The 25,405-nt window shown below is 54.7% G+C and carries 20 protein-coding genes and 1 tRNA gene; 11 read left to right on the forward strand and 10 right to left on the reverse strand.

What is annotated here, in order from left to right; genetic code table 11:
- Positions 1-257: 257 nt before the first annotated feature.
- Together nrdD and nrdG are read left to right on the forward strand one after the other, a co-directional pair.
- Complete coding sequence (gene nrdD, locus JG725_RS11065; RefSeq protein WP_199378013.1) at positions 258-2,396, forward strand: anaerobic ribonucleoside-triphosphate reductase; 2,139 nt, start codon at positions 258-260, stop codon at positions 2,394-2,396.
- Positions 2,397-2,453: 57 nt separating this feature from the next.
- On the forward strand, positions 2,454-2,918 hold the full coding sequence (gene nrdG / locus JG725_RS11070) for an anaerobic ribonucleoside-triphosphate reductase-activating protein (RefSeq protein WP_172290288.1): 465 nt from the start codon (positions 2,454-2,456) through the stop codon (positions 2,916-2,918).
- A 41-nt stretch (positions 2,919-2,959) separates the two neighbouring features.
- Here the strand turns inward: nrdG and JG725_RS11075 are convergent, their stop codons facing one another.
- From JG725_RS11075 to JG725_RS20795, 5 genes are all read right to left on the reverse strand, one after another.
- Complete coding sequence (locus JG725_RS11075) at positions 2,960-3,613, reverse strand: NAD(P)H-binding protein (protein ID WP_199378015.1); 654 nt, start codon at positions 3,611-3,613, stop codon at positions 2,960-2,962.
- Between the two features lie 14 nt (positions 3,614-3,627).
- Entirely contained in the window at positions 3,628-4,092 is a 465-nt protein-coding gene (locus tag JG725_RS11080; protein WP_199378017.1) for a YhbP family protein, read from the reverse strand.
- Positions 4,093-4,278: 186 nt separating this feature from the next.
- Positions 4,279-6,426, reverse strand: coding sequence for a YgiQ family radical SAM protein (locus tag JG725_RS11085; RefSeq protein WP_199378019.1), 2,148 nt, complete (start codon positions 6,424-6,426; stop codon positions 4,279-4,281).
- A gap of 210 nt (positions 6,427-6,636) precedes the next feature.
- Entirely contained in the window at positions 6,637-7,332 is a 696-nt protein-coding gene (locus JG725_RS11090; protein ID WP_330528926.1) for a polymer-forming cytoskeletal protein, read from the reverse strand.
- Between the two features lie 2 nt (positions 7,333-7,334).
- Positions 7,335-7,463: a hypothetical protein gene (locus tag JG725_RS20795; RefSeq protein ID WP_255556155.1), complete on the reverse strand. Its 129-nt coding sequence runs from the start codon at positions 7,461-7,463 to the stop codon at positions 7,335-7,337.
- Between the two features lie 263 nt (positions 7,464-7,726).
- Between JG725_RS20795 and JG725_RS11095 the strand changes: the two genes are divergently transcribed.
- From JG725_RS11095 to JG725_RS11115, 5 genes are all read left to right on the forward strand, one after another.
- Positions 7,727-8,662, forward strand: a complete 936-nt coding sequence (locus JG725_RS11095; protein ID WP_199378021.1) for an aminoimidazole riboside kinase — start codon at positions 7,727-7,729, stop codon at positions 8,660-8,662.
- A 285-nt stretch (positions 8,663-8,947) separates the two neighbouring features.
- Positions 8,948-10,480, forward strand: a complete 1,533-nt coding sequence (locus JG725_RS11100; RefSeq protein WP_172290293.1) for a carbohydrate porin — start codon at positions 8,948-8,950, stop codon at positions 10,478-10,480.
- A gap of 87 nt (positions 10,481-10,567) precedes the next feature.
- Positions 10,568-11,938 (forward strand): sucrose-specific PTS transporter subunit IIBC, encoded by a 1,371-nt coding sequence (locus JG725_RS11105; RefSeq protein WP_172290294.1) that lies wholly within the window; start codon positions 10,568-10,570, stop codon positions 11,936-11,938.
- Positions 11,938-13,347 carry a sucrose-6-phosphate hydrolase gene (locus JG725_RS11110; protein WP_199378023.1) on the forward strand — a complete coding sequence of 470 codons (1,410 nt, stop codon included), beginning with the start codon at positions 11,938-11,940 and terminating at the stop codon, positions 13,345-13,347. The genes JG725_RS11105 and JG725_RS11110 overlap by 1 nt, the downstream gene beginning before the upstream one ends.
- A gap of 31 nt (positions 13,348-13,378) precedes the next feature.
- Positions 13,379-14,398 carry a substrate-binding domain-containing protein gene (locus JG725_RS11115; RefSeq protein WP_172290296.1) on the forward strand — a complete coding sequence of 340 codons (1,020 nt, stop codon included), beginning with the start codon at positions 13,379-13,381 and terminating at the stop codon, positions 14,396-14,398.
- A gap of 42 nt (positions 14,399-14,440) precedes the next feature.
- Here the strand turns inward: JG725_RS11115 and exbD are convergent, their stop codons facing one another.
- From exbD to pepA, 5 genes are all read right to left on the reverse strand, one after another.
- Positions 14,441-14,863: a TonB system transport protein ExbD gene (exbD, locus tag JG725_RS11120; RefSeq protein ID WP_172290297.1), complete on the reverse strand. Its 423-nt coding sequence runs from the start codon at positions 14,861-14,863 to the stop codon at positions 14,441-14,443.
- A 3-nt stretch (positions 14,864-14,866) separates the two neighbouring features.
- The gene (gene exbB / locus JG725_RS11125) at positions 14,867-15,898 is read right to left on the reverse strand and encodes a tol-pal system-associated acyl-CoA thioesterase (RefSeq protein WP_199378025.1); all 1,032 of its coding nucleotides are present in this window, start codon (positions 15,896-15,898) and stop codon (positions 14,867-14,869) included.
- A gap of 338 nt (positions 15,899-16,236) precedes the next feature.
- The gene (locus JG725_RS11130) at positions 16,237-19,092 is read right to left on the reverse strand and encodes a valine--tRNA ligase (protein WP_199378027.1); all 2,856 of its coding nucleotides are present in this window, start codon (positions 19,090-19,092) and stop codon (positions 16,237-16,239) included.
- A gap of 12 nt (positions 19,093-19,104) precedes the next feature.
- A complete protein-coding gene (locus JG725_RS11135) occupies positions 19,105-19,554 on the reverse strand; it encodes a DNA polymerase III subunit chi (RefSeq protein WP_172290300.1) in 450 nt (149 codons plus the stop codon).
- An 87-nt stretch (positions 19,555-19,641) separates the two neighbouring features.
- Positions 19,642-21,153 carry a leucyl aminopeptidase gene (pepA, locus tag JG725_RS11140; RefSeq protein WP_172290301.1) on the reverse strand — a complete coding sequence of 504 codons (1,512 nt, stop codon included), beginning with the start codon at positions 21,151-21,153 and terminating at the stop codon, positions 19,642-19,644.
- Positions 21,154-21,433: 280 nt separating this feature from the next.
- Between pepA and lptF the strand changes: the two genes are divergently transcribed.
- From lptF to JG725_RS11160, 4 genes are all read left to right on the forward strand, one after another.
- The gene (lptF, locus tag JG725_RS11145) at positions 21,434-22,534 is read left to right on the forward strand and encodes an LPS export ABC transporter permease LptF (RefSeq protein ID WP_199378029.1); all 1,101 of its coding nucleotides are present in this window, start codon (positions 21,434-21,436) and stop codon (positions 22,532-22,534) included.
- Complete coding sequence (gene lptG, locus JG725_RS11150; protein WP_172290303.1) at positions 22,534-23,604, forward strand: LPS export ABC transporter permease LptG; 1,071 nt, start codon at positions 22,534-22,536, stop codon at positions 23,602-23,604. The genes lptF and lptG overlap by 1 nt, the downstream gene beginning before the upstream one ends.
- 226 nt (positions 23,605-23,830) lie before the next feature.
- Positions 23,831-23,915: transfer RNA gene (locus tag JG725_RS11155), tRNA-Leu, on the forward strand.
- Positions 23,916-24,134: 219 nt separating this feature from the next.
- A complete protein-coding gene (locus JG725_RS11160; protein ID WP_199378031.1) occupies positions 24,135-25,394 on the forward strand; it encodes an integrase arm-type DNA-binding domain-containing protein in 1,260 nt (419 codons plus the stop codon).
- Positions 25,395-25,405: the final 11 nt, after the last annotated feature.

Raw genomic sequence — 25,405 nt, forward strand, 5'->3', positions numbered from 1 at the left:
CCAAGCCTTCGCTGACGGCGGTTGGTTTTTGGTCATATTTTGTACAAGTACGAATTCTCTACGACATTTGATTTTCTTTGCTCTACGTCAATTTTACAGCAATAAAAGTGCGAACACCCCTATGCAAATTCAATATATAGTGCCTATCCTATAAACATCACCTATATATAGTGTTTATCCACAATATCATCCACAGCCCCCGCAGCCCTTGTGCGCTGTGGTTTTCGCTTGTGGATAACCTGACAGAGGAACAGAACGTGAAACCAGTAGTGATTAAACGGGATGGTTGCCAGGTACCTTTTGATGAAGTACGCATCAAAGAGGCGGTCGAGCGCGCGGCACAGGCGGCGGGCATCGACGATGCGGATTACTGCGCAACCGTAGCCTGTGCGGTCGCTCAACAAATGCAGGGTAAATCGCGCGTGGATATTCGCGAAATCCAGGACGCGGTGGAAAACCTGCTGATGTCCGGCAACTACAAACAGTTGGCCCGTACCTATATTGAATATCGTCATGATCGCGATGTGGCGCGTGAACGTCAGGGCCGTCTCAATCAGGAAATCCGCGGTCTGGTTGAACAGAGCAACATGGCGCTGCTGAACGAAAACGCCAACAAAGACAGTAAAGTGATCCCCACCCAGCGCGATCTGCTGGCGGGGATTGTCGCCAAGCACTATGCCAAGCAGTACATTTTACCGCGCGATGTCGTGCTCGCTCACGAGCGCGGCGAAATTCACTATCACGATCTCGATTACTCTCCGTTCTTCCCGATGTTCAACTGTATGCTGATCGATCTGGACGGCATGTTGACCAAAGGATTCAAGATGGGGAACGCGGAAATCGAACCGCCAAAATCCATCTCGACCGCCACCGCCGTCACCGCTCAGATTATCGCGCAGGTCGCCAGCCACATTTATGGCGGCACAACCATTAATCGCATCGATGAAATTCTGGCGCCGTTTGTGGCCGCCAGTCATGAAAAGCACAAGGCGGTGGCCAAAGAATGGCATATTCCCGACGCCGATAGCTACGCCCGTACCCGTACGGAAAAAGAGTGCTACGACGCCTTCCAGTCGCTGGAATACGAAGTCAATACGCTGCATACCGCCAACGGCCAGACGCCGTTCGTCACGTTCGGTTTTGGGCTGGGCACCAGTTGGGAATCCCGGCTGATTCAGGAATCTATTCTGCGTAACCGTATTGCCGGGCTGGGCAAAAACCACAAAACCGCCGTTTTCCCCAAGCTGGTGTTTGCCATTCGCGACGGCCTGAACCACAAGGCCGGCGATCCGAATTACGACATCAAGCAGTTGGCGCTGGAATGCGCCAGCAAGCGCATGTATCCCGATATTCTCAACTACGATCAGGTCGTTAACGTCACCGGGTCGTTTAAAACTCCGATGGGCTGCCGCAGCTTCCTGGGAATTTACGAGGAAGACGGCAAGCAAATTCACGACGGGCGCAACAATCTGGGCGTGATCAGCCTTAATCTGCCGCGTATCGCACTGGAAGCCAACGGTGATGAAGTTCGCTTCTGGACGTTGCTTGACCAGCGTCTGGCGCTGTCGAAAAAAGCGTTGATGACGCGAATCGCCAGACTGGAGAACGTAAAAGCGCGCGTGGCGCCGATTCTGTATATGGAAGGCGCCTGCGGCGTGCGCCTAAAAGCGGACGATAGCGTCGCGGACATCTTCAAGAACGGACGCGCCTCCATTTCGCTGGGCTACATCGGCCTGCATGAAACCATCAATGCCCTGTTCGGCAACGAGGTTCATGTTTTTGATAACGACATGCTGCGCGAAAAAGCCGTGGCGATCGTCGCGCATCTGAAAGCCGCCACCGATCGGTGGAAAAAAGAAACCGGCTACGGCTTCAGCCTGTACAGTACGCCGAGCGAAAACCTGTGCGACCGCTTCTGCCGTTTAGACACGGCGGAATTCGGCGTGGTTCCGGGCGTGACCGATAAAGGCTATTACACCAACAGCTTCCATCTGGATGTGGAGAAGAAGGTCAATCCCTACCAGAAGATCGACTTTGAATCCCCCTATCCGCCGCTGGCGAACGGCGGTTTCATTTGCTACGGCGAGTACCCGAACCTGCAACATAACCTGAAAGCGCTGGAAGACGTCTGGGATTACAGCTATACCCGCGTACCGTACTACGGCACCAACACGCCGATAGACGAGTGCTACGAGTGCGGCTTCACCGGTGAATTCGAATGCACCAGCAAGGGCTTTACCTGCCCGAAATGCGGCAATCACAATTCGGCCCGCGTATCCGTCACCCGTCGCGTTTGCGGTTATCTCGGCAGCCCGGACGCCCGTCCGTTTAACGCCGGTAAGCAGGAAGAGGTCAAGCGCCGAATCAAACACTTAGGTAATGGGCAACTGGGTTGATATTCTCAGGCCGCAAAAATCGCGGCCTTATTTTCATCAAACGCGGCTTTTACGCACATGAATTACCACCAGTATTATCCCGTTGATGTGGTCAACGGCCCCGGGACACGCTGCACCCTGTTTGTTTCCGGGTGTGTGCACCAATGCGCCGGTTGCTATAACAAAAGCACCTGGCGGCTTAATTCCGGCCAGCCGTTTACCCAGGAATTGCAGGATCGCATCATCAATGATCTTCAGGATACGACGATTCCCCGGCAGGGGATTACGCTATCCGGCGGCGATCCGCTCCACCCGCAGAACGTGCCTGAGATTCTGCAACTGGTGAAGCGGATACGGGCGGAGTGCCCCGGTAAGGACATCTGGGTGTGGACGGGTTATGTACTGGCGGAGCTGACGGCGGAACAACGGCAGGTTGTGGATCTGATCAACGTCCTGGTTGACGGCAAGTTTGTGCAGGATCTGAAAGACCCTGCGCTAATCTGGCGGGGTAGCAGCAACCAGGTTATTCATTACCTGCGCTGACGCCGCTTTTCCGCAACCGCGGCAACCAGAAAACGGCCTGGTTAATGCAGCGGTTGCCGCTTGCCCAGCGCGCGTAGCTGGTCGGACTCCAACACCGTCACCTTGGCTTTAGGCTCAGGCGAAAAGGCCTGATTCAGTAGTGCTTGCGCCACGGTTTTCCCGTCTATTGCCCGCCATTGCGCCGGAAAAAAGCGGAATATCGGCGCCGTCAGGCTCTCCAGAGGGCGGCTGTCGACCCGTTCACCCAACAGCATTGATGGCCGCGCCAGCGTCAGATGTTGCCACCCTTGCTGACGCAACGACTTCTCCATCTCGCCCTTGACCCGTGGATAAAAGAAAGGAGAAGCCGCATTGGCGCTGAGTGAACTGACCACCAGCAGATGTTTCGCTCCCAGCGCCAGCGCCGTTTTGGCGCCCTCCACCACCAGCGTGTAATCCACATAGCGGAACGCCGGCTTACTTCCCGCGGCCTTCAGCGTGGAACCCAGGCAGCAAAAAGCGATATCAATAGGAGAAATCAACTGGGAAAGCGCCACTGAAAGATCGGCGTTATGGGGATTCACCACTTTTTCAGAAGGAGGCAACGGCTTACGAGTAGGCGCGTAAATCGTTTCAACCCGGTGATTGGCCTTTAAAAGTTGCAACAGTTCATTTCCTACCAGACCCGTCGCCCCTAACAGCAATACCCGGCTCATACATTCTCCTTTGGTTATCTGTCTTTTAACATCGCCACGTCATGATCAGTTCGCTGCCAGTGACGTTTCTTGCCGAATCCCAGCGTGTTGTCCGTCATTTTCAGTTCGGTTATCCGTAAGCGCCATATCGGCGTCTTTGCCGCGCGGGCGATCGGAAACCGTGCGTTATAACGCGCCCGCGCCTGCTGCTCGTCTTCCCCTTGCAACCGATCGGCCTGCGCCCGGAACTGTACGCCCTTAATCCGCATGACGCTTTTCGGCTGACCGCTGACCGTCCCGGCAACCTGCGGCTGCCGGCGCATCAGCTCGCCATGACGGGTGTGCGGCTCCGTCATCAGATAAAAAGCCACCTGCTGTTCGTCGTAAGTATAGAAGCAACTCGCACACCATAAATCCGAATTATCGCTTACGCATAATGTCAGTACGTGCAGCTTCTTCAAATAACGGGAGATGGCATCAAGCGCGTATTCGGTCTCCATCGGTTCTCCTGCCAAAACGGCTCATCAACTTTCGACAATATCCTGCCGGTCGCCGCCGGGTACGACAGCCTTATCTTGACCGTAGCGGCATCGTTTTAGTTCCCGGTAAGGGCAAGGATAACAGGGACGAGCGACTTTACCGACCGATGCCGATGAACGCGGTCGAAACGATACGGACAGCCGATCCTACGACGGCTTTTTACCGGATGATTTACGGGCTGCGGCCGGCGTGGTAAAACGCGTTCGCGCGGGGCGAGTAGATGCGCCGTCCTTCCCGCCGCGCGCCGCGGCGCGTTCCCCCGGCGCCGCGGCGGGAACCAGACAGTCGGGGCGATTTCCAATCAGCCGTTTCTTGCCCATTGCGATCAGCGCATCGCGGATCAGCGGCCAGTTCGCCGGATCATGATAGCGAAGCAGCGCTTTATGCAGACGGCGCTGACGCTCGCCCCGCGGCACCACCACATCCTCGCTTTTGTAATCCACTTTGCCAAGCGGGTTCTTGCCGCTGTAATACATGGTGGTGGCATTCGCCAGCGGAGAAGGATAAAAATTTTGCACCTGATCCAGTCTGAAACGATGCTCTTTCAGCCACAGCGCCAGATTGACCATATCCTCATCCCGAGTGCCCGGGTGCGCGGAAATAAAGTAGGGGATCAGGTACTGCTGTTTTCCCGCCTGTTTTGAATAGTCGTCAAAAAGCTGTTTGAAGCGATGATAGCTGCCCATACCGGGCTTCATCATTTTTGACAGCGGCCCGGATTCCGTGTGTTCAGGCGCGATCTTAAGATATCCCCCCACATGATGCTCGGCCAGTTCCTTGATATAACGCGGATCTTCAACCGCCAGATCGTAACGCACGCCGGAAGCGATAAGGATTTTTTTGATGCCTTTCAGGCTGCGGGTGCGCCGATACAGTTTGATGGTCGGCTCATGATTGGTATCCATGTGCGCACAGATTTCCGGGTACACACAGGACGCCCGGCGGCAACTCTGCTCGGCGCGCGGCGACTGACAGCGCAACATGTACATGTTGGCCGTCGGGCCGCCTAAATCGGAAATAACGCCGGTGAATCCCGGCACGCGATCGCGGATCTCTTCGATCTCTTTCACAATCGACGCCTCAGAGCGGCTCTGAATGATCCGCCCTTCATGCTCGGTAATCGAACAGAATGAACAGCCGCCATAACAGCCGCGCATGATGTTGACCGAAAAACGGATCATATCGTAGGCCGGGATCGCCGCATTGCCGTAGGCAGGATGCGGGACACGCTGAAACGGCAGCGCAAATACCGCATCCATTTCCTCGGTCGAGAGCGGGATCGCCGGCGGATTGATCCAGACGTAGCGGTCGCCATGCTTTTGCATCAAGGCTCTGGCGCAGCCTGGATTGGTTTCGTGGTGCAATATCCGCGACGCATGGGCGTACATGACTTTATCGGCTTTCACTTTTTCGAAAGACGGCAACAACACATAGGTTTTTTCCCACGGCTTGGGTTTTGCCGCCCGCACGGCGATCGGCTGCGCCGCATCCGGCGCGAGGCATTCTCCTGCGGAACAGGGCAAATCTTCGCCATAAGGATTGACGATCGGTTCAATGCGGCCAGGCTTGTCGAGGCGGGTTGAGTCAACGCCCGTCCAGCCGGTCAGCGCCGTTTTACGCATCACGGCGGTATTGCGCACATCCTGAATATCGCTTATCGATTCGCCTGCCGCCAGGCGGTGCGCAATCTCCACCAGCGGGCGCTCGCCGTTGCCGTAGACCAGCATATCCGCCTTGGCGTCCACCAGCACCGAGCGCCGCACGGTATCCGACCAGTAATCATAGTGGGCGATGCGCCGCAGGCTGGCTTCGATACCGCCAAGGAGCACCGGGACATCGCGATAGGCTTCTTTGCAGCGCTGGCTGTACGCCAACGTTGCCCGATCCGGCCGCTTTCCCGCGAGATTACCCGGCGTATACGCATCGTCATGGCGTAATTTTCGATCCGCCGTATAACGGTTAATCATCGAATCCATATTTCCGGCGGTGACGCCAAAAAACAGATTCGGCTTGCCGAGGCGCATAAAATCGTTTTTCGACGTCCAGTCCGGCTGCGCGATAATGCCGACGCGAAAGCCCTGCGCTTCCAGCATCCGTCCGATAATCGCCATGCCAAAGCTCGGATGATCGACGTATGCATCACCGGTCACCACGATCACATCACAACTGTCCCACCCCAGTTGATCCATCTCTGCCCGCGACATCGGCAAAAACGGCGCAGTACCGTAACATTCGGCCCAGTAACGCGGGTACGAGAACAGGGTACGTTCGGGTTGGATCAGGCTGATTGGCATAGCGCTCTTCGTTGTCGGAAAATGGATTTTATACGCCCGGTTAACATATGCTCGATTATCAACCGGGATACAGGGGGCGGAAATTATACGTGGACAAATATAAAACTGCTGATAAGAGTGCTGCCGACATGCGGCGGATCAAGATTTTCGGCGCTGAGGTACGCTGAAAGATTAGAAAAGACGCCCCCAGCGCATGAGGATTATCGCCGTTTAGCTTAGCGCCGGAGTATTCCCCGCCGACACGCCGACGTTCTCTTGCACGACATTACCTTTTTTCTTTTCCACATAAGCCGGTTTTTCCTGACTCCGCGTTTGCGGATTTGACTGGCCGGTAAATATGCCGCCTTTCTCAATGGAGAGTTCATCCGAGAATATCTCTCCCACCACGCTTCCCTGCGCCAGAATGGACACCACGCCGGCGGAAACCCGCCCTTCAACCTGGCCGTTGATGATAATATGCTGCGACGTCATTTCGCCTTTCACCCTGCCGCCATGTTCTACCTTAATGGTATCGCCGCAGCGCACGTCGCCTTCGATCTCCCCTTCCACGGTAATATTGCCGTCCGTCGTCAGCCCGCCGGCCATACGCGCGCCCTGAGCAATAAACGTGTCTTTCCTGACGCGTGCAGGGCTGACTGAATTAACCAACGCCGGCGGATGGGTTACGTCACCATTCCCTGGCGATTCATCGCTTGATTTTTTCTTTTTATCAAATGAAAACATCGGCTGATTCCTTTTTATTTTGTAAAAAAACGCCATCAGCGCCGGCAGGGCGAATCCCAGAACGGCAACCAACGCCTTGCCATAAAACAACGCGGATAAATCCATGTGGATATCCACCAGCCAGACAATCACCAGCAAGGCCCATATCGCCCACAGCCCCCATAACAGATTGTAATTACGCACGGTTATTGCACCGTCTGGAACGCAGCAATGTTTATCTCAATAGGTTTAACCGTGGTGTTTATGGCGCAAGCGGCGTGCTGAATAGCGATGATGGCGTCGGATCTCATGCCGGAAGATGTGTGGCGGCTCATATGCCTTCTCCTTATTCGCCCTAGCTCCTGATAGACAAAGGATAATCCCAAATACTGCCTTTAAGGCATCGGCTAAAACGCGCTTTTATTTAGGCCGCTAGCGAATATTTGCGTAGCGCATCACATAAATGCGCTTCACTTTCCAGAGAAAAAAACCGCTATTTTGTGGCGTTCCACTAACATCTTTCGTGAATCTGTTGCGTAGCTAAACCGATTCTTCTATTTTAGCAGCCAGTTCTATTATCCCTGATAAGAGTAATTCTATGGCACATAAGATTTGGGTAATGGGTGATGCCGTCGTCGACCTCATCCCAGAAGATGCAGATCGCTATATCAAGTGTCCGGGCGGCGCGCCCGCCAATGTGGCGGTGGGCATCGCCAGACTTGGCGGGCGTAGCGCGTTTATCGGCCGGGTCGGTGACGATGTTTTTGGTCACTTTATGCAAAACGTCCTGTCCCGTGAACAGGTAGAAACAGATTGCATGACGCTTGACGGCCGCTATCGCACCTCTACCGTGGTGGTCAGTCTGGATCAGTCCGGCGAGCGTTCATTCACTTTTATGGTTCGCCCCAGTGCGGATCTGTTTTTACAACCGGGTGATTTACCGGCATTCCAGCGTGGTGAATGGCTGCATCTCTGCTCTATCGCCTTATCACAGGAACCCTCTCGCAGCACCGCGTTTGAAGCGATGCGACGCATAAAAGCCGCCCAGGGATGGGTCAGTTTCGATCCCAATATCCGTGAAGACCTCTGGTCCTGCCGGCAGGAATTACAGCACTGCATCGCACAGGCTTTGGCGCTGGCCGATGTGGTTAAACTGTCGCGGGAAGAGCTGGCGTTTCTCAGCCAAACCACCGATGTGGAACAAGGCATTCAGCGGCTTATGCAGCAATATCCCGTCAAACTGCTGCTGGTCACTCTGGGCGGCGAAGGCGTGTGGTTACACGATCGCCGGCGGCTACAGCAGTTTGCCGCGCCCTATGTTACCCCGGTTGACACCACCGGCGCCGGCGATGCCTTTGTTGCCGGGCTGCTGCAAGGTTTAGCCGAATATGACGACTTATCGCAGCCCGTTTCCTGGGACAGGGTAATCGAGCAAGCCCAGTTGTGCGGCGCGCTGGCTACGACGGCGAAAGGCGCAATGACGGCTCTGCCTTATGCGCAGCAGCTTCGCGCCACCACATTGGCCAGACATTAACGCCGCGGCGGTTCGACTTTTCCACGCCATTGATTGCAGGATTCAGACAGGCCTTTCCCTCCAGCGACGCGAGAACCAAGTAACCGAGAGGCGGCCTGTTCTCCCGCATCCGGCAAGATAAAGGGGATGTTTTGCAGCCAGGATCACAGATACAGAATCGGGTTGGTAAAATTTCTTGCCAACCCGATATCCGGCCTTTACTTTCCACTTGAAAAACCGGTTTAGCATTTTAGCAAAACGGACTCTGTCAACACAGTAAAGCTCCATCCAAAAGAGAACAAAAAAATGAAACTAAACTATCTTGCCGTAACAATAGGATTACTCCTCTCCAGCCCTTTCTACGCTTCTGCCGCCAGTACCGACAGTATTGAAGCCCGTCTGAACGCTCTCGAACAAAGACTGCAAGCAGCCGAACATCGTGCGCAAACCGCTGAAGCCAGAGCAGAAGCGGCGGAAAAACAAACCCGGCAACTGGAAGCGCGTACCGCGCAAACTGAACAGAAAACCCAGCAGGTTGAGCAGCGCACCACCGCGCTGGCCAGCCAGAAGTCATTCGCCGATGGTTTCGAGTTCCATGGCTATGCCCGCTCCGGTTTACTGGCAAATGACTCTTCTGTCAGTTCAAACGCCGATTTTGGGCCTGGCATGTCTCCCGCAGGCGGAACCGGTGGACATATTGGCCGCTTGGGCAATGAAGATGACACCTATGTCGAGTTGAAACTGGAGCACAAACAAAAGCTGGACAACGGCGCGACCACCCGATTCAAAGTCATGATGGCTGACGGCCAACGCAGCTATAACGACTGGACGGGTGATGACAGCAAGCTTAACGTTCGGGAAGCCTTTGTTGAATTAGGTTCTCTGCCAACCTTTACCGGCGCGTTGAAAGACACCACGCTGTGGGCGGGTAAACGTTTTGACCGCGACAATTTCGATATTCACTGGCTGGACACCGATGTGATCTTCCTGGCCGGCACCGGCGGCGGCATCTACGACGTAAAATGGGCGGATAACTTCAAAAGCAACTTTTCCGTCTATGGGCGCAATCTGGGCGCAATTACCTCGCTGGATAATGACATCAAAAACTATATTTTCACTGCCAACAACTATGTCGGCCCGTTCCAGTTTATGCTGAGCGGATTAACGGCGAACAATAACGACGTACGTGAAAACACCGGAAATAATAGTGCGAATACCGTCACCAATACTAACGCTGGCGATAAAGGTTTCCACGCGATGGCGGCCTGGCATGGCGATAGCTTCTACGGGCTGCGTGAAGGTAGCGCGAAAGTAGCCGTCCTCTATGGTCATGGTTTAGGCGGCGAAGTTAAAGGCATCGGTTCGGATGGCAACCTGACCAATGATGCCGACACCTGGCGTCTGGCGACCTACGGCACGACGCCATTAAGCAAAAACTGGAGCTTCGCGCCGTCTATTTTGGCGCAATCCAGCAAGGATCGTTACGTCAGCGGCGACAACTATGAATGGATAACGTTTAACGCCCGTCTGATTCAGGAAATCACCGAAAACTTTGCGCTGGCTTATGAAGGCAGTTATCAATATATGGATCTCGATCCACGAGGCTACAGCGATCTCAATAAGGTCAGCGGCGGATTCTATAAGCTGACCTTTGCTCCTACGTTTAAAACAGGCGATATCGCCAACTTCTTCAGTCGTCCTGAGCTGCGTCTGTTCGCCAGCTACATGAACTGGGACAAACGACTGGATAACTACTCAAGTACAGACACTTTCGGCTCTACCGGCTTCACTGCTGGCGGCGAATGGAATTTCGGCGTCCAGATGGAAACCTGGTTCTGATAATCGGATAGCACGATCGCCGGTTATCACCACTGATGACCGGCGCAGGGGATACCAAGTATCCCGATAATAAAAAAGAGGAATAAAATGGACATTAACGCCACAGCGACAGCGCTTATCCCCTTATTGGGCGGAAAAGAAAACATCGCCAGCGCCGCCCACTGCGCCACCCGTCTGCGTCTGGTACTGAACGATGACAGCCTGGCGAACAAGAAAGCCATTGAAAATGTCGAAGGGGTCAAAGGCTGCTTCCACAACGCGGGGCAGATTCAGATCATTTTCGGAACCGGCCTGGTCAATAAAGTCTATGCCGAATTCATTAAGGTCGCCGGTATCAGTGAATCCAGCAAATCCGAGGCCGCAACGCTGGCCGCCCGGAAACTGAACCCGCTGCAACGGCTGGCGCGCCTGCTGTCGAACATCTTTGTTCCCATCATTCCGGCCATTGTGGCATCCGGTCTGCTGATGGGCGTGCTCGGCCTGATCAAAACCTACGGCTGGGTCGACGCCGGCAGCGCGATTTTCATTATGCTGGATATGTTCAGCTCCGCCGCCTTCATCATCCTGCCTATTCTTATCGGCTTTACCGCCGCGCGGGAATTCGGCGGCAACCCTTATCTGGGCGCCACGCTGGGGGGGATCCTCACCCATCCGGCGCTGACCAATGCCTGGGGCGTGGCCGGCGGCTTCGAAACCATGAACCTGTTCGGTCTGGATATTGCCATGGTGGGTTATCAGGGCACGGTATTCCCGGTTCTGCTGGCCGTCTGGTTCATGAGTATGGTGGAAAAACGCCTGCGCAAAGTCGTGCCGGATGCGTTGGATATCATTGTTACGCCGTTCCTGACCGTGGTTATTTCCGGCTTTATTGCCTTGCTGATCATCGGCCCGGCAGGCCGTATGCTGGGCGACGCCATCTCTTTCGTACTGAGTACGCTGATTGCCCACGCTGGCTGGCTGGCCGGATTGCTGTTCGGCGGTCTCTATTCCGCGATTGTTATCACCGGCGTTCACCACAGTTTTCATGCCATTGAAGCCGGCCTGTTGGGGAATCCCAATATCGGGGTCAACTTCCTGTTGCCTATCTGGGCCATGGCTAACGTTGCGCAAGGCGGGGCTTGTCTGGCGGTGTATTTCAAAACTCGCGACGCTAAAATCAAAGCCATCGCCGTCCCTGCCGGCCTTTCCTGCCTGTTGGGGATTACCGAAGCAGCGATATTTGGTATTAATCTGCGCTTTATCAAACCATTCCTGGCAGCCCTTGCGGGCGGTGCGCTCGGCGGCGCGTGGGTCGTATTCAATCATGTCAGCATGACGGCGGTAGGATTGACCGGCTTCCCCGGGCTCGCAATCGTACAGGCAGGCTCTATGCTTAGCTACCTGATTGGTATGCTGATCGCCTTTAGTACAGCGTTTATCATTTCATCCCTGCTGAAATATAAAACGGATAGCGAATAATGAAAGAAGTCCACTTATTAAAGCGCATGGCGCACGCCCTGATGTCAGGTCAAAATCAGACTCATGATGATCCATACCGTCCGGCCTGGCATTTGTCGCCTAACGTTGGGCTACTCAACGATCCGAACGGGTTCATTCATCATAACGGGCGTTACCATCTGTTTTATCAGTGGAATCCTTTAGCCTGTGCCCACGGAGCAAAATTCTGGGGGCACTGGAGCTCAGCCGATTTGGTGCACTGGAGACACGAGCCTGTGGCGCTGGTTCCCAGTGAAAGCTATGAGACCCACGGCTGCTATTCAGGTTCCGCCGTGGCGGATAACGGTGCGATTACGCTGATTTACACCGGCAACGTCAAGTACGACGACGGCTCGCGTACGGCCTTCCAATGTCTCGCCCGCGAGAATAACAATGGTGAATACGACAAACTGGGGCCGGTACTGACGCTGCCCGAAGGCTATACCGGCCATGTCCGCGACCCGAAAGTCTGGAAGCATGATGGCCGTTGGTACATGGTGTTGGGCGCGCAGGATAAAGCGCTACAGGGAAAAGTGCTGCTGTATCGCTCCAACGATCTGCTCGGTTGGGAACACGTGGCCGAAATCGCCGGTTCCCGGCTTGGCGGACTGGGTGATTTTGGCTACATGTGGGAATGCCCGGACTTATTCAGTCTGGGCGGTCAGGAGGTGTTGATCTGCTGCCCGCAAGGGCTGGCTGCGGAAGAAGAACGCTATCTCAATACTTTTCAGTCCGGCTACTTTATCGGCAAGCTGGATTATCAGAACGGCCATTATTCGCATCAGGATTTTAACGAACTGGATCTCGGTTTCGAATTTTATGCGCCGCAAACCACAGCAAGCGCCGACGGTCGTCGTTTGCTGTTTGGCTGGATGGGTATCCCTGACGAAAACGAGTTTTTCGCCCCGACCATTAAACAAGGGTGGATGCACACCATGACCTGCCCTCGGGAACTTACGCTACGTGAAGGCCGGATTTATCAACAGCCTGCCCGCGAGTTGCAACAGTTGCGCAGCGAGCCTTATGTTTGGCAGGGCACCGCCGACTATGCCCCGTCTCTTGCCGTCGAGAGCGCGGAAGTGCAATTGTCGATCCACGGGGAGTTCCAGCTCACGATCGCCTCGTTGTTGGTGCTGTGCTGGGACGGTGAACGTCTGACCCTGAGTCGGCGTAATCTGCGCACCGGCGAGTCCGAACACCGCTACTGGCGTGGAGATCTTTATCATTTACAGATCTTGTGCGATCGCTCCAGTATCGAAATTTTTATCAATGAGGGAGCCGCGGTGATGTCTACCCGCTATTTCCCGGAAGGCGACGCGACCCTTTCTTTCAGCGGATCCGGACGACTAACGCTACAGCACTGGCTGTTAGCGCCATGCGTGATAGAATAACATCCCCTTTTTTCTAACAGCAGACTCAGCGGTGAAACAGACTAAACGCGTAACAATCAGTGATATCGCCGCGCTGGCCGGTGTATCAAAATCCACCGCCAGTCTGGTACTGAATGGCCGTAGTAAAGAGTTCCGCGTTTCTGATGCCACCCGCGATCGCATTCTGCTGATTGCCCACGAGCAACGCTATCAGCCCAGTATCCATGCGCGTTCGTTGCGTTCCTCCCGCAGTAACACGCTGGGGCTGGTGGTGCCGGAAATGACCAACTACGGCTTCGCCGTTATCTCACGCGAGCTGGAAATGCTGTGTCGCGAAGCGGGATTACAGTTGCTGATCGCCTGTACGGATGAAAACGCCAGTCAGGAAATGATGGCGGTCAACAGCCTGGTGCAGCGTCAGGTTGATGGACTGATTGTCGCATCCAGCATGCTCAGCGATAGCGAATATCAGAAAATCAATCAACAGTTGCCGGTGGTGCAGTTTGACCGGGTGATTGGCGACTCCACCTTGCCGCTGGTGGTCTCCGAGGCCGTGGAGTCAACGGCGGAGATGGTGGAACGTATCGCTCGTCAGCACCGCGAGGAATTCTATTTTATTGGCGGCCAATCCCGCATCTCCCCTACCCGCGATCGTTTGGCGGGGTTCCAGTTGGGATTACAGCGTGCGGGTCTGGAATGTCGTCCTGAGTGGATTATTCATGGCAGCTACCATCCCAGTTCCGGCTATGAGATGTTCGCTCAGCTTTGCGCGACGCTGGGTCGCCCGCCCAAAGCGCTGTTCGTCGCCGCCTGCGGTTTGCAGGAAGGGGTTTTACGTTACCTGAATCAGCACAACCTGATGGAAAGCGATATCCGTCTGTGCAGCTTTGACGATCACTATCTGTTTGACTGTTTACCGTTGAAGATTGATACCGTCGCGCAGGATTGCGAAACGCTGGCAAGAAGCAGTTTTGAAATGATTACGCGCTTAATCGACCAGCAGCCGCTGGACGAGGACAAATGCTATATACCGACCCGGATACACTGGCGGCATCCTGATTCACGTCAGTAAATCAGGCGCCGCCGTGAACGTCGACCGCTATTCGGCGGCAGACTATTTGGCCGCGGATTCCGCGCCGACCAACCCGACCTTGAGATAGCCGGCTTTGCGCAGCGCATCCATAACGCGCATCATGGTTTCATAATCGACGCTTTTATCCGCCTGAAAGAAGATGGTGGTTTCTTTATTGGCGTTGGTTTTGGCATCCAGAGCCTGAGCCAGTGACGGTTCGTTAACCGCATCGTCTCCCACGTAGAGCTGCTTGTCCGCTTTCACCGTCAGGTAAACCGGTTTTTCCGGGCGCGGTTGAGGCGCGGCGGAAGAGGCGGGCAGGTCTACGCGAATGTCCACCGTTGCCAGCGGAGCCGCCACCATAAAAATGATCAGCAGAACCAACATGACATCAATAAACGGCGTCACGTTGATGTCATGCATCTCGCCATTGTCGCTCACATCATCGTTCAAGTGCATGGCCATGGCTTATCCCACCCGCAGTTTATGCGTCGATGACGCCACCCGGTTGTCATTGCTGGCCGCCACATCCAGATCGCGGCTCAGCAGCAGCAGCACCTGTGCGGCAACATCCCCCACCAGCGCCTTATAGCCGGCGATCCAGCGGGCGAAGACGTTATAAATCACCACGGCGGGGATGGCGGCAACCAGACCAATCGCCGTCGCCAACAAAGCCTCGGCGATACCCGGCGCGACGACGGCGAGATTCGTGGTCTGGGTTTGGGCAATACCGATAAAGCTATTCATGATGCCCCATACCGTACCAAACAGCCCGATAAACGGCGCCACCGCGCCGACCGTCGCCAGATAGCCGTTTCCACGTCCCATATCACGCCCGGTCGCCGCGACGCGACGTTCCAGACGAAAAGCGGTACGTTCTTTAATGCCGTTGTTGTCGTCAGAACGGGCCGACAACTCTATTTCATTCTGCGCATCCGCCAGCAGTCGCTGCGCCACGCTGCCCGCTTTGAAGGCTTCTACGGTTGTTGCCGCATCATCCAGCGTTCTAGCCTGTTCCAAAGCCTGATATTCACGGCGCAGGCGACGCTTGGCGCCCATCAACTCCACGCTTTTACTGAAGAAAATCGCCCAGGTGATGACGGACGCCAGCAAAAGACCAATCATGACCGTCTTCACCACCCAATCGGCATGTTGATACATACCCCAGACAGAGAGATCGGTTTGCATCAGGTTATTCGTACCCGGCGACGCGCTGGTGGGCAGTGAAAGCGGTGAAGGGATCAGTGTTTCCGGTGTTGTTGCCGTAGCGGGAGAATCAGGGGCGGCGGAAAGATCAGGAATAACCGATGTCGCAGTATCGCCGGTGCTGTTCTCACCGGACAGCGGCGTTGCCGCAGGCGCTGCAAACGCATTTCCACTGAGTCCGGCAGTCAAAAGCAGAATAACCAGCACGCTACCGGAAAATACGCTGAACGCGCTACGTTTTTTTTGCCAGGCTGATGACACCTGTTGATTAATGTTACTGACAGCCGTATTCACGCTGTGCCTCCACCGTTAATCCATCACTAATGACACAAGAAATCAGCCTGAAATAATATCAAACCCTGAGCGAATTGATAGTTATTCTCATTATTATTTATAGTTGTTGAAGTATTTTTTTTCGTACTTACGCACGATCTGCTACCTCGTTTGCATCAGAAATAAGGGCATACATAAAGGAGAGAACAAGCTTGTCGGCAGCACAGAAAATGCCCTGAGGCATCAAATCCGCCGGCATAGGAGGTGGTATTTATATGCGGATAAAAAACGCCCGATGCAATGCATCGGGCGTTTTATCTGACCAGGACGATAAGAAAATCATCAATCCAGATAAGGAATTACAGCGCCGCGATCGTCGCCTGCTGTTCCAGCAATTTCGCTTTGGCAACGAAATAGCCATCCAGTTTTTCACGCTCTTTGGCAACCACGGCTTCCGGAGCGCGTCCCACAAAACCTTCGTTGGACAGTTTGCTTTCGATGCGGCCGATTTCAGCTTCGATTCTAGCCACTTCCTTCGCCAGACGATCCAGCTCCGCGGCCTTATCGACCAGACCGGCCATTGGGATCAACAGCTCAGCCCCTTCGACCAGTTTGGTCACGGAAACCGGGCCTTTATCACCCGCCGGCAGCAGCGTAATGCTTTCCAGACGCGCCAGCGTCTGGATAAAGCTGCGGTTCTCTTCTACCCGACGCCGGGCTTCAGCGCTGGCATCGCGCAGCAACACTGCCAGCGGTTTACCCGGGGCAATGTTCATTTCCGCACGGATGTTACGCACGGCAATAATCGTCTGCTTGATCCATTCGAGATCGTTCAGCGCCTGCGTATCTTCCTGTGCCGCATCGTACTCAGGGAAAGGCTGCAACATTATCGTATCGGCGGTAATGCCTTTCAGCACTTTCACCCGTTGCCAGATGGTTTCCGTGATAAACGGAATGATCGGGTGCGCAAGACGCAGCAGCGCTTCCAGCACGTTCACCAGCGTATGGCGCGTGCCGCGCAGTTCCGCTTCCGTTCCGCCATTCATCACCGGCTTCGCCAGCTCCAGATACCAGTCACAGAACTGGTTCCAGGTGAATTCGTACAGAATGTTGGCGGCGATATCGAAACGATAGCTGTCCAGCGCTTCGCGATAGGCTTTCACCGTGCGGTTGAATTCAGCCAGGATCCAGCGATCGGCCAGCGACAGTACTTTTTCCCCGTCGTTGAAACCACAATCCTGATCTTCGGTATTCATCAGCACGAAACGGCTGGCGTTCCACAGCTTGTTACAGAAGTTGCGATAGCCTTCCAGGCGCTTCATGTCCCAGTTGATATCGCGACCGGTGGATGCCAGCGCCGCCAGCGTAAAACGCAGCGCGTCCGTACCGTGCGGCTCAATGCCGTTCGGGAACTGCTTCTCGGTGCGCTTACGGATTTTCTCCGCCAGTTGAGGCTGCATCATATTGCCGGTACGTTTTTCCAGCAGCGCGTCTAAAGAAATGCCGTCCACCATATCCAGCGGGTCAATCACGTTCCCTTTGGATTTCGACATTTTCTGGCCTTCCTCGTCACGGATCAGACCTGTCATATATACGGTGTGGAACGGAACCTGCGGCTTGCCGTTTTCATCTTTGATAAAGTGCATGGTCAGCATGATCATGCGGGCAATCCAGAAGAAGATGATGTCGAAACCGCTGACCATCACGCTGCTGGGATGGAACGCTTTCAACTCCGGCGTCTGTTCCGGCCAACCCAGCGTGGAGAACGTCCACAGACCGGACGAGAACCAGGTATCCAGTACATCTTCGTCCTGATTCAGCGCGACATCGTCAGACAGATTATTTTCACGACGAACTTCCGCCTCATCACGGCCGACATAGACGTTGCCGTCGGCGTCATACCAGGCCGGGATACGGTGGCCCCACCATAGCTGACGGGAGATACACCAGTCCTGAATGTCGCGCATCCAGCTGAAGTACATATTTTCGTACTGCTTGGGCACGAACTGGATTTCACCCTGTTCGACGGCCTCGATCGCTACTTTTGCCAGCGGCGCCGTGCGCACATACCACTGGTCAGTAAGCATCGGTTCAATCACCACGCCGCCGCGATCGCCGTAGGGAACGGTCAAATCGTGGGCCTTGATTTCTTCCAGCAGGCCAAGCTCATCGAATGCCGCCACCACGGCTTTACGCGCGGCAAAACGCTCCAGACCACGGAAGGATTCCGGGATATCGCGGCCGTAAGCGGTGCTGGCTTCGCCGTTGGTATCAAATACTTCAGTTTCCTGACGAATATCGCCGTCAAACGTCAGAATATTGATCATCGGAAGCTGATGGCGTTTGCCCACTTCGTAGTCGTTGAAATCGTGCGCCGGCGTAATTTTCACGCAGCCGGTGCCTTTTTCCATATCGGCGTGTTCGTCACCGACGATTTTGATACGGCGGTTAACCAACGGCAGGATCACGTCTTTGCCAATCAGGTCTTTATAACGCGGATCTTCCGGGTTTACCGCCACGCCGGTATCGCCCAGCATGGTTTCAGGACGGGTGGTGGCGACCACCAGATAATCTTTGCCTTCGGCGGTTTTAACGCCGTCGGCCAGCGGATAGCGCAGGTGCCACATGGAACCTTTTACATCACGGTTTTCAACCTCCAGATCGGAAATCGCGGTGCGCAGTTTCGGGTCCCAGTTCACCAGACGTTTGCCGCGATAAATCAGATCCTCTTTATAAAGGCGCACAAACACTTCTTTCACCGCGTTGGACAACCCTTCGTCCATGGTGAAACGCTCACGCTCCCAGTCGACGGAGTTACCCAGACGACGCATCTGACGGGTAATGGTGCCGCCAGACTCGGCTTTCCACTGCCAGATTTTATCGATAAACGCGTCCCGGCCGTAATCATGGCGGGTTTTGCCCTCTTCCGCCGCGATCTTGCGCTCAACCACCATCTGGGTGGCGATGCCGGCGTGATCGGTACCCGCCTGCCACAGCGTATTTTTCCCCTGCATACGCTGATAGCGGATCAGCGTATCCATAATGGTTTGCTGAAAAGCATGACCCATATGCAAACTGCCGGTGACGTTGGGCGGCGGGATCATGATACTGAAGCTTCCCTGGCTCGCGTCGCCGTTCGGCTTGAAATAGCCTTGTTCTTCCCAGCGCTCGTAAAGCGGCTGCTCGATATCTTGCGGGTTATATTTCGTTTCCATTATGCTCAAAATTCAGTGAGTTGGCGGCTTGGCCGTAGTCAATTGAAAGCCGACGCTGCGATAGGCCTTATAGCGGTCGCGCGCCAACTGTTTCAGGGATTCTTCGTAAGGGACAAAGTCTATCACTTCATGGAAAGCGGTGGCAAAATCCGCGAAATGCGGCAACAGGCTGATCAGCAGATCCCGCGGGGCATTTCCCCGCCGCTCGGGCCAGGCCAGTTCGACCGGCGCCCCCTGGCGCGGCCCCTCGCCCGCCAGATTATGCGGAACGAACGAATGGGGATCGCGTTGCCACAGCGCTTCATCCAGCCGGACAGCCTGCTGCTCATTCTCACAGGCAATCAACACGCGCTTTCCCGCGCGCCAACGTTCTGCCGCCAGCGAGCAGGCCAGCGCCTCAAAGGCGCTAAGCTCACCGCTTCTGCTATCGTGTTCAAGAAGATAGAACGTTGCGTTTTTCATTATCTACACTATTGATAAAGGCCGGAAAACCCGGCCCGTTATTGCAGGTTTATTCAGACGCCGCTTACCGCGCCTGACAGATTGCCATCATTCTACGTCGTTCAGACCGGCACGATTAAGCAGGAACTGCGACAACAGCGCCACCGGGCGACCGGTAGCGCCCTTGGCTTTGCCTGAACGCCAGGCCGTACCGGCGATATCCAGATGCGCCCAGCTATACTTACGCGTAAAGCGCGACAGGAAGCAGCCGGCGGTAATGGCGCCGCCGGGACGGCCGCCAATGTTTGCCATATCGGCGAAATTAGATTCCAGCTGTTCCTGGAACTCATCGGTCAGCGGTAAACGCCAGGCGCGGTCGCCAGATTGTTCGGAAGCGCTCAGCAGCTCATGCGCCAGCGGATTATGGTTCGCCATCAATCCGGTGATGTGATGGCCGAGCGCAATCACGCAGGCGCCGGTCAGCGTCGCAATGTCGATGACCACATCCGGCTCATAACGCTCAACGTAGGTCAAGGTATCACACAGCACCAGACGGCCTTCCGCATCGGTATTCAGCACTTCCACCGTCTGCCCCGACATGGTGGTCAGCACATCGCCCGGACGGTAAGATCGCCCGTCGACCATATTTTCACAGCCCGCCAACACGCCGATAATATTCAGCGGCAGCGCCAGTTCCGCGGCCATGCGCATAACGCCGTAAACCGTGGCGGCGCCGCACATGTCGTATTTCATTTCATCCATACTGTCGGCAGGCTTGATGGACACGCCGCCGGAGTCAAACGTCAGACCTTTACCGACCAGCACAATCGGCCGGGCATCCGCCGACGGATCGCCTTTATATTCGATGACGGACATCAGCGATTCATTCTGAGACCCCTGACCGACCGCCAGATACGCATTCATGCCCAGCTCTTTCATCTGCTGTTCGCCAATCACGCGGGTGATAATATTCTGGCTGTAGGTATCGGCCAGTTGGCGCGCCTGCGACGCCAGATAGGCGGCGTTACAGATATTGGGCGGCATATTGCCAAGATCTTTCGCCGCCTTGATACCGGCGGCAATCGCCAGACCGTGCTGAATAGCGCGCTCGCCGCTGGTCAGTTCGCGACGCGTCGGCACGTTGAACACCATTTTACGCAGCGGACGGCGCAGTTCGACTTTGTTGCTCTTGAGCTGATCAAAGGTATAGAGCGATTCTTTCGCGGTTTCGACGGCCTGGCGCACTTTCCAATAGGTATTTCGCCCTTTGACGTGCAGTTCGGTCAGAAAACAGACCGCTTCCATTGAACCGGTTTCATTCAGCGCGTTGATGGTTTTCTGAATAACCTGTTTGTATTGACGCTCATCAAGCTCGCGCTCTTTGCCGCAGCCAATCAGCAAAATACGTTCTGAAAGAATGTTGGGTACATGGTGCAATAACAATGATTGCCCCACTTTGCCTTCTAATTCACCGCGGCGCAGCAACGCGCTGATATAGCCGTCGCTGATTTTATCGAGCTGCTCGGCAATTGGGGACAGGCGACGCGGTTCAAACACGCCGACGACAATGCATGCACTGCGTTGTTTTTCCGGGCTACCGCTTTTTACGCTGAACTCCATGTACTCTCCTGAATCTTAAAGACAAAGGCGGGATCAACGGCTAGAATGTTCCACTCCGTAATACTTTCCCGCCGTTGCGTTAACATACCTGTGTTAATCTTGACGACGTAACGAATCTGTTTTGGTGACTATAAGCAGGTTCTGATACAACAGCCTAAACACAGTATGTTGTAATACAGTTTTAGCTACGAGGTTGCCACAAATGAGTATAAATGGCGAGTTAGCGAAGAAACTATCTATTTTCCTGCAAAAAGACAAGTTTTCACAGGCGTAATTAAGCGTGATCATCATTCGATATCTGGTACGGGAAACATTTAAAAGCCAATTGGCCATCCTTTTCATTCTGTTGCTGATTTTCTTTTGCCAGAAATTAGTGCGGATACTGGGTGCCGCCGTTGACGGCGAGATCCCGACAAATTTGGTTATCTCCCTGCTGGGATTAGGCGTGCCGGAGATGATCCAGCTCATTTTGCCGTTAAGCCTGTTTCTTGGGTTATTGATGACATTTGGCCGTCTGTATGCAGAAAGCGAGATCACGGTGATGCATGCCTGCGGGCTGGGAAAACGCGTGCTGCTAAAAGCCGCGCTGGCGCTGGCGCTGCTGACGGCCGCAATAGCGACCATCAACGTGCTGTGGGTCAGCCCCTGGTCTTCTCGGCATCAGGAAGTGGTGCTGGCGGAAGCAAAAGCCAACCCCGGCATGGCAACATTGGTCGAAGGACAGTTTCAGTCGGCTCAGGGCGGCAACGCGGTGCTGTTTGTCGGCAACGTCAGCGGTCAGGAGTTTGAACACGTGTTTCTGGCGCAGTTGCGGCCCAGCGGAAACGCTCGGCCTTCCGTGGTGGTGGCCGATCGCGGACACGTCACGCAGAATAGCGAAGGCTCCCAGGTGGTGACGCTGGATAACGGTTCCCGCTATGAAGGAACCGCACTGTTACGCGATTTCCGTATCACGGACTTCACCAACTATCAGGCGGTGATTGGTCACCAAACGGTGACGCTTGATAGCAGCGATGTTGAACAGATGAGTATTCGGGCGCTGTGGCATTCGAACGAGCATGACGCGCGGGCCGAGTTTCACTGGCGTTTAACGCTGATTATATCGGTATTCATCATGGCGCTGATGGTGGTTCCGCTGAGCGCGGTCAACCCGCGGCAAGGGCGTGTGTTAAGCATGCTGCCGGCGATGCTGCTATATCTGATTTTCTTCCTGCTGCAAAGCTCGCTGCGCTCCAACGCCAGCAAAGGAAAAATAGATCCCATGCTTTGGATCTGGCTGACGAACCTGGTGTATTTCGGCATTGCGGTGGCGCTCAACCTATGGGACAGCGTTCCGCTGCGCAGAGTGCGCGCCCGTCTTAAATTACAAGGAGCGGCCTGATGTTTGGCGTACTGGACCGCTATATCGGTAAAACCATTTTCAATACCATCATGATGACCCTCTTCATGCTGGTATCCCTGTCCGGCATCATCAAGTTTGTCGATCAGTTACGTAAGGTCGGACAAGGCGGCTATTCGGCATTCGGCGCCGGGCTTTATACGCTGCTCAGCGTACCCAAAGACATTGAAATCTTCTTCCCAATGGCCGCGCTGCTCGGAGCTTTGCTGGGTCTCGGAACGCTGGCCACCCGCAGTGAGCTGGTGGTGATGCAGGCCGCGGGATTTACCCGTCTGCAAATCGCCTCCGCCGTCATGAAAACCGCCATTCCGCTGGTATTACTTACCATGGCGATAGGCGAATGGGTATCGCCGCAGGGTGAGCAGATGGCGCGCAACTACCGCTCGCAGATGATGTACGGCGGTTCGATGCTCTCTACGCAAAATGGCCTGTGGGCAAAAGACGGCAATGACTTCATTTATATTGAACGCGTTGTGGGCGACAGCGAGCTTGCCGGCGTCAATATTTACCATTTCGACCAACAAAACAAACTGCTGTCCGTTCGCTATGCGGCGTCCGCCTCTTTCGATAATGGCGTATGGAAACTCACTCAGGTTGACGAGTCCGACCTGAGCGATGGAAAACAGATTGGCGGCAGCCAGACGCTGAGCGGTGAATGGAGAACCAACCTGACGCCCGATAAACTGGGCGTGGTGGCGCTGGAACCTGACTCGCTTTCTATTCGCGGGCTGCGCGATTACGCCGCCTACCTGAAGCAAAGCGGACAGGAATCGAGCCGTTACCAGCTCAATATGTGGAGCAAGATATTTGCGCCGCTATCCGTCGCCGTAATGATGCTAATGGCGCTGTCGTTCATCTTTGGCCCGCTACGCAGCGTGCCGGCCGGCGCCCGTATCGTCATCGGCATCAGTTTCGGTTTCCTGTTCTACCTGCTGAATGAAATCTTTCGACCGCTCAGTCTGGTGTACGGCATTCCTCCGATACTGGGCGCCGTATTACCGAGCGCCGTGTTCCTGGTCATCAGCGTGGCGCTGCTGCTCAAACGTCGTTAAGGTAAACTGAACAGATAAAAGGCGCTGGCCGGGCAACCGCTCAGCGCTTTTTTGTCGGCGGCGACATCCAGGTACAACGTAAAAGTGCCCTTCCCTGCCCCCGAAAGCGCGATAACACCTTGCCAAAGATGATTTTTTCAGCACTTAACCCGGCACCGGACGGATTAGAGTTGCGCCCGAGTCGGCAAAAGGTATAATGCACCCGTTTTCCGCATACTACTTCAGTGCCGAAGTGGCGAAATCGGTAGACGCAGTTGATTCAAAATCAACCGTAGAAATACGTGCCGGTTCGAGTCCGGCCTTCGGCACCATCGTATGAAAATCAAGTCACCTCAGGGTGGCTTTTTTTATGTCCATAATCGTCCACTTAAGTTCATATCCATCTGTAAAATAACAATTTTAATTTCATTCCTCTCTCTGCGTTTTTGTCTGTTTTATCCACGCTGGTCTTTTTTCGTCCATTGACATCCAGATAATTTTGGGGTCAAGATGAGGGTCAATTCACTTCGATTATGAGTTGACCCCCAATTATGGCGCTGACCGACGTTGTTGCCCGTACCGCCAAGCCTCGTGAGAAAGCTTACAAGCTCTCGGATGCGCATGGTCTGTATCTTTTGGTGAGTCCTAACGGCTCTAAGCGCTGGTATCTCAAATACCGCTTTGAAGGAAAGGAGAGCCGGATTGCTTTCGGTGCCTATCCGCTGATCTCGCTGGCGAAGGCCAGAGAGAAGCGTGATGAGATACGATTGCTGCTGTTGGAGGGTATCCACCCAACGGAAAAGCGCGAAGAAGAAAGAGAGCAGGCACAAGAGGCGTTGAATACTTTTGCGAAGGTCGCGCAAGATTGGCACAGAAACATTAGCCAAAACCGCTGGTCGGAAACGCACGCCGGACGGGTATGGCGCGATATGGAACGTAATATTCTACCTGCTATCGGGCATCGCCATATTGCCGATCTGAAAACTAAAGACCTGCTGGAGCCGCTTAAAGTCGTGGAACAGAACGGCCATCTTGATTTAGCATCGCGGCTGCGCCAGCGCGTCACCGATATCATGCGTTACGCGGTGCAGAACGATCTGATAGAGCGCAACCCTGCGCAAGACCTCTCCGGGGCGATAGCCGCGCCAAAAGCCACCCACCGGCCTGCGTTGAAGCTGAACAAACTGCCGGACTTTCTGGCAAGGATTGAACGCCACAAAGGGCGGGCATTAACCAAGCTGGCGTTAAAACTTACTCTGTACGTTTTCATCCGATCCAGTGAGCTACGTTTTGCCCGTTGGCCGGAAATCGATTTCAAATGCGCCATGTGGACGATACCGGCTGAACGTGAAGCCATCCCCGGCGTGAAGCACTCACAGCGTGGCGCAAAGATGCGGTCTGAACATCTGGTGCCGTTATCCCGACAGGCTTTAGCGCTGCTGGAAGAGATCAAGGCCATCAGTGGCGGACACGAACTGATTTTCCCCGGCGATCACCGGCCAACCAAACCGATGAGTGAAAACACCGTCAACAATGCATTGCGGGTAATGGGCTACGACACCACCACCGAAGTATGTGGACACGGTTTCCGCACGATGGCCTGTAGCGCACTAGTTGAGTCCGGCCAGTGGTCACGGGATGCGGTAGAGCGGCAAATGAGCCATCAGGAACGTAATGGCGTTCGTGCTGCTTACATCCACAAGGCGGAACATCTGGATGAGCGCAGGCTGATGCTGCAATGGTGGGCGGATTATCTGGATGCGAACCGGGATGAGTATGTGGTGCCGTATGAGTTTAAGAGAGCTTACTAAATTATATAAAT

Source organism: Brenneria sp. L3-3C-1 (assembly GCF_016456245.1).
In the GTDB taxonomy this organism is placed as follows: domain Bacteria; phylum Pseudomonadota; class Gammaproteobacteria; order Enterobacterales; family Enterobacteriaceae; genus Brenneria.

Coding starts and splice junctions, on each gene's coding strand:
- nrdG (WP_172290288.1), top strand. CDS start 2,454: ATGAATTACCACCAGTATTATCCCGTTGATGTGGTCAACGGCCCCGGG.
- JG725_RS11075 (WP_199378015.1), bottom strand. CDS start 3,613: ATGAGCCGGGTATTGCTGTTAGGGGCGACGGGTCTGGTAGGAAATGAA.
- JG725_RS11080 (WP_199378017.1), bottom strand. CDS start 4,092: ATGGAGACCGAATACGCGCTTGATGCCATCTCCCGTTATTTGAAGAAG.
- JG725_RS11085 (WP_199378019.1), bottom strand. CDS start 6,426: ATGCCAATCAGCCTGATCCAACCCGAACGTACCCTGTTCTCGTACCCG.
- JG725_RS20795 (WP_255556155.1), bottom strand. CDS start 7,463: ATGAGCCGCCACACATCTTCCGGCATGAGATCCGACGCCATCATCGCT.
- JG725_RS11095 (WP_199378021.1), top strand. CDS start 7,727: ATGGCACATAAGATTTGGGTAATGGGTGATGCCGTCGTCGACCTCATC.
- JG725_RS11100 (WP_172290293.1), top strand. CDS start 8,948: ATGAAACTAAACTATCTTGCCGTAACAATAGGATTACTCCTCTCCAGC.
- JG725_RS11105 (WP_172290294.1), top strand. CDS start 10,568: ATGGACATTAACGCCACAGCGACAGCGCTTATCCCCTTATTGGGCGGA.
- JG725_RS11110 (WP_199378023.1), top strand. CDS start 11,938: ATGAAAGAAGTCCACTTATTAAAGCGCATGGCGCACGCCCTGATGTCA.
- exbD (WP_172290297.1), bottom strand. CDS start 14,863: ATGGCCATGCACTTGAACGATGATGTGAGCGACAATGGCGAGATGCAT.
- JG725_RS11130 (WP_199378027.1), bottom strand. CDS start 19,092: ATGGAAACGAAATATAACCCGCAAGATATCGAGCAGCCGCTTTACGAG.
- JG725_RS11135 (WP_172290300.1), bottom strand. CDS start 19,554: ATGAAAAACGCAACGTTCTATCTTCTTGAACACGATAGCAGAAGCGGT.
- pepA (WP_172290301.1), bottom strand. CDS start 21,153: ATGGAGTTCAGCGTAAAAAGCGGTAGCCCGGAAAAACAACGCAGTGCA.
- lptG (WP_172290303.1), top strand. CDS start 22,534: ATGTTTGGCGTACTGGACCGCTATATCGGTAAAACCATTTTCAATACC.
- JG725_RS11160 (WP_199378031.1), top strand. CDS start 24,135: ATGGCGCTGACCGACGTTGTTGCCCGTACCGCCAAGCCTCGTGAGAAA.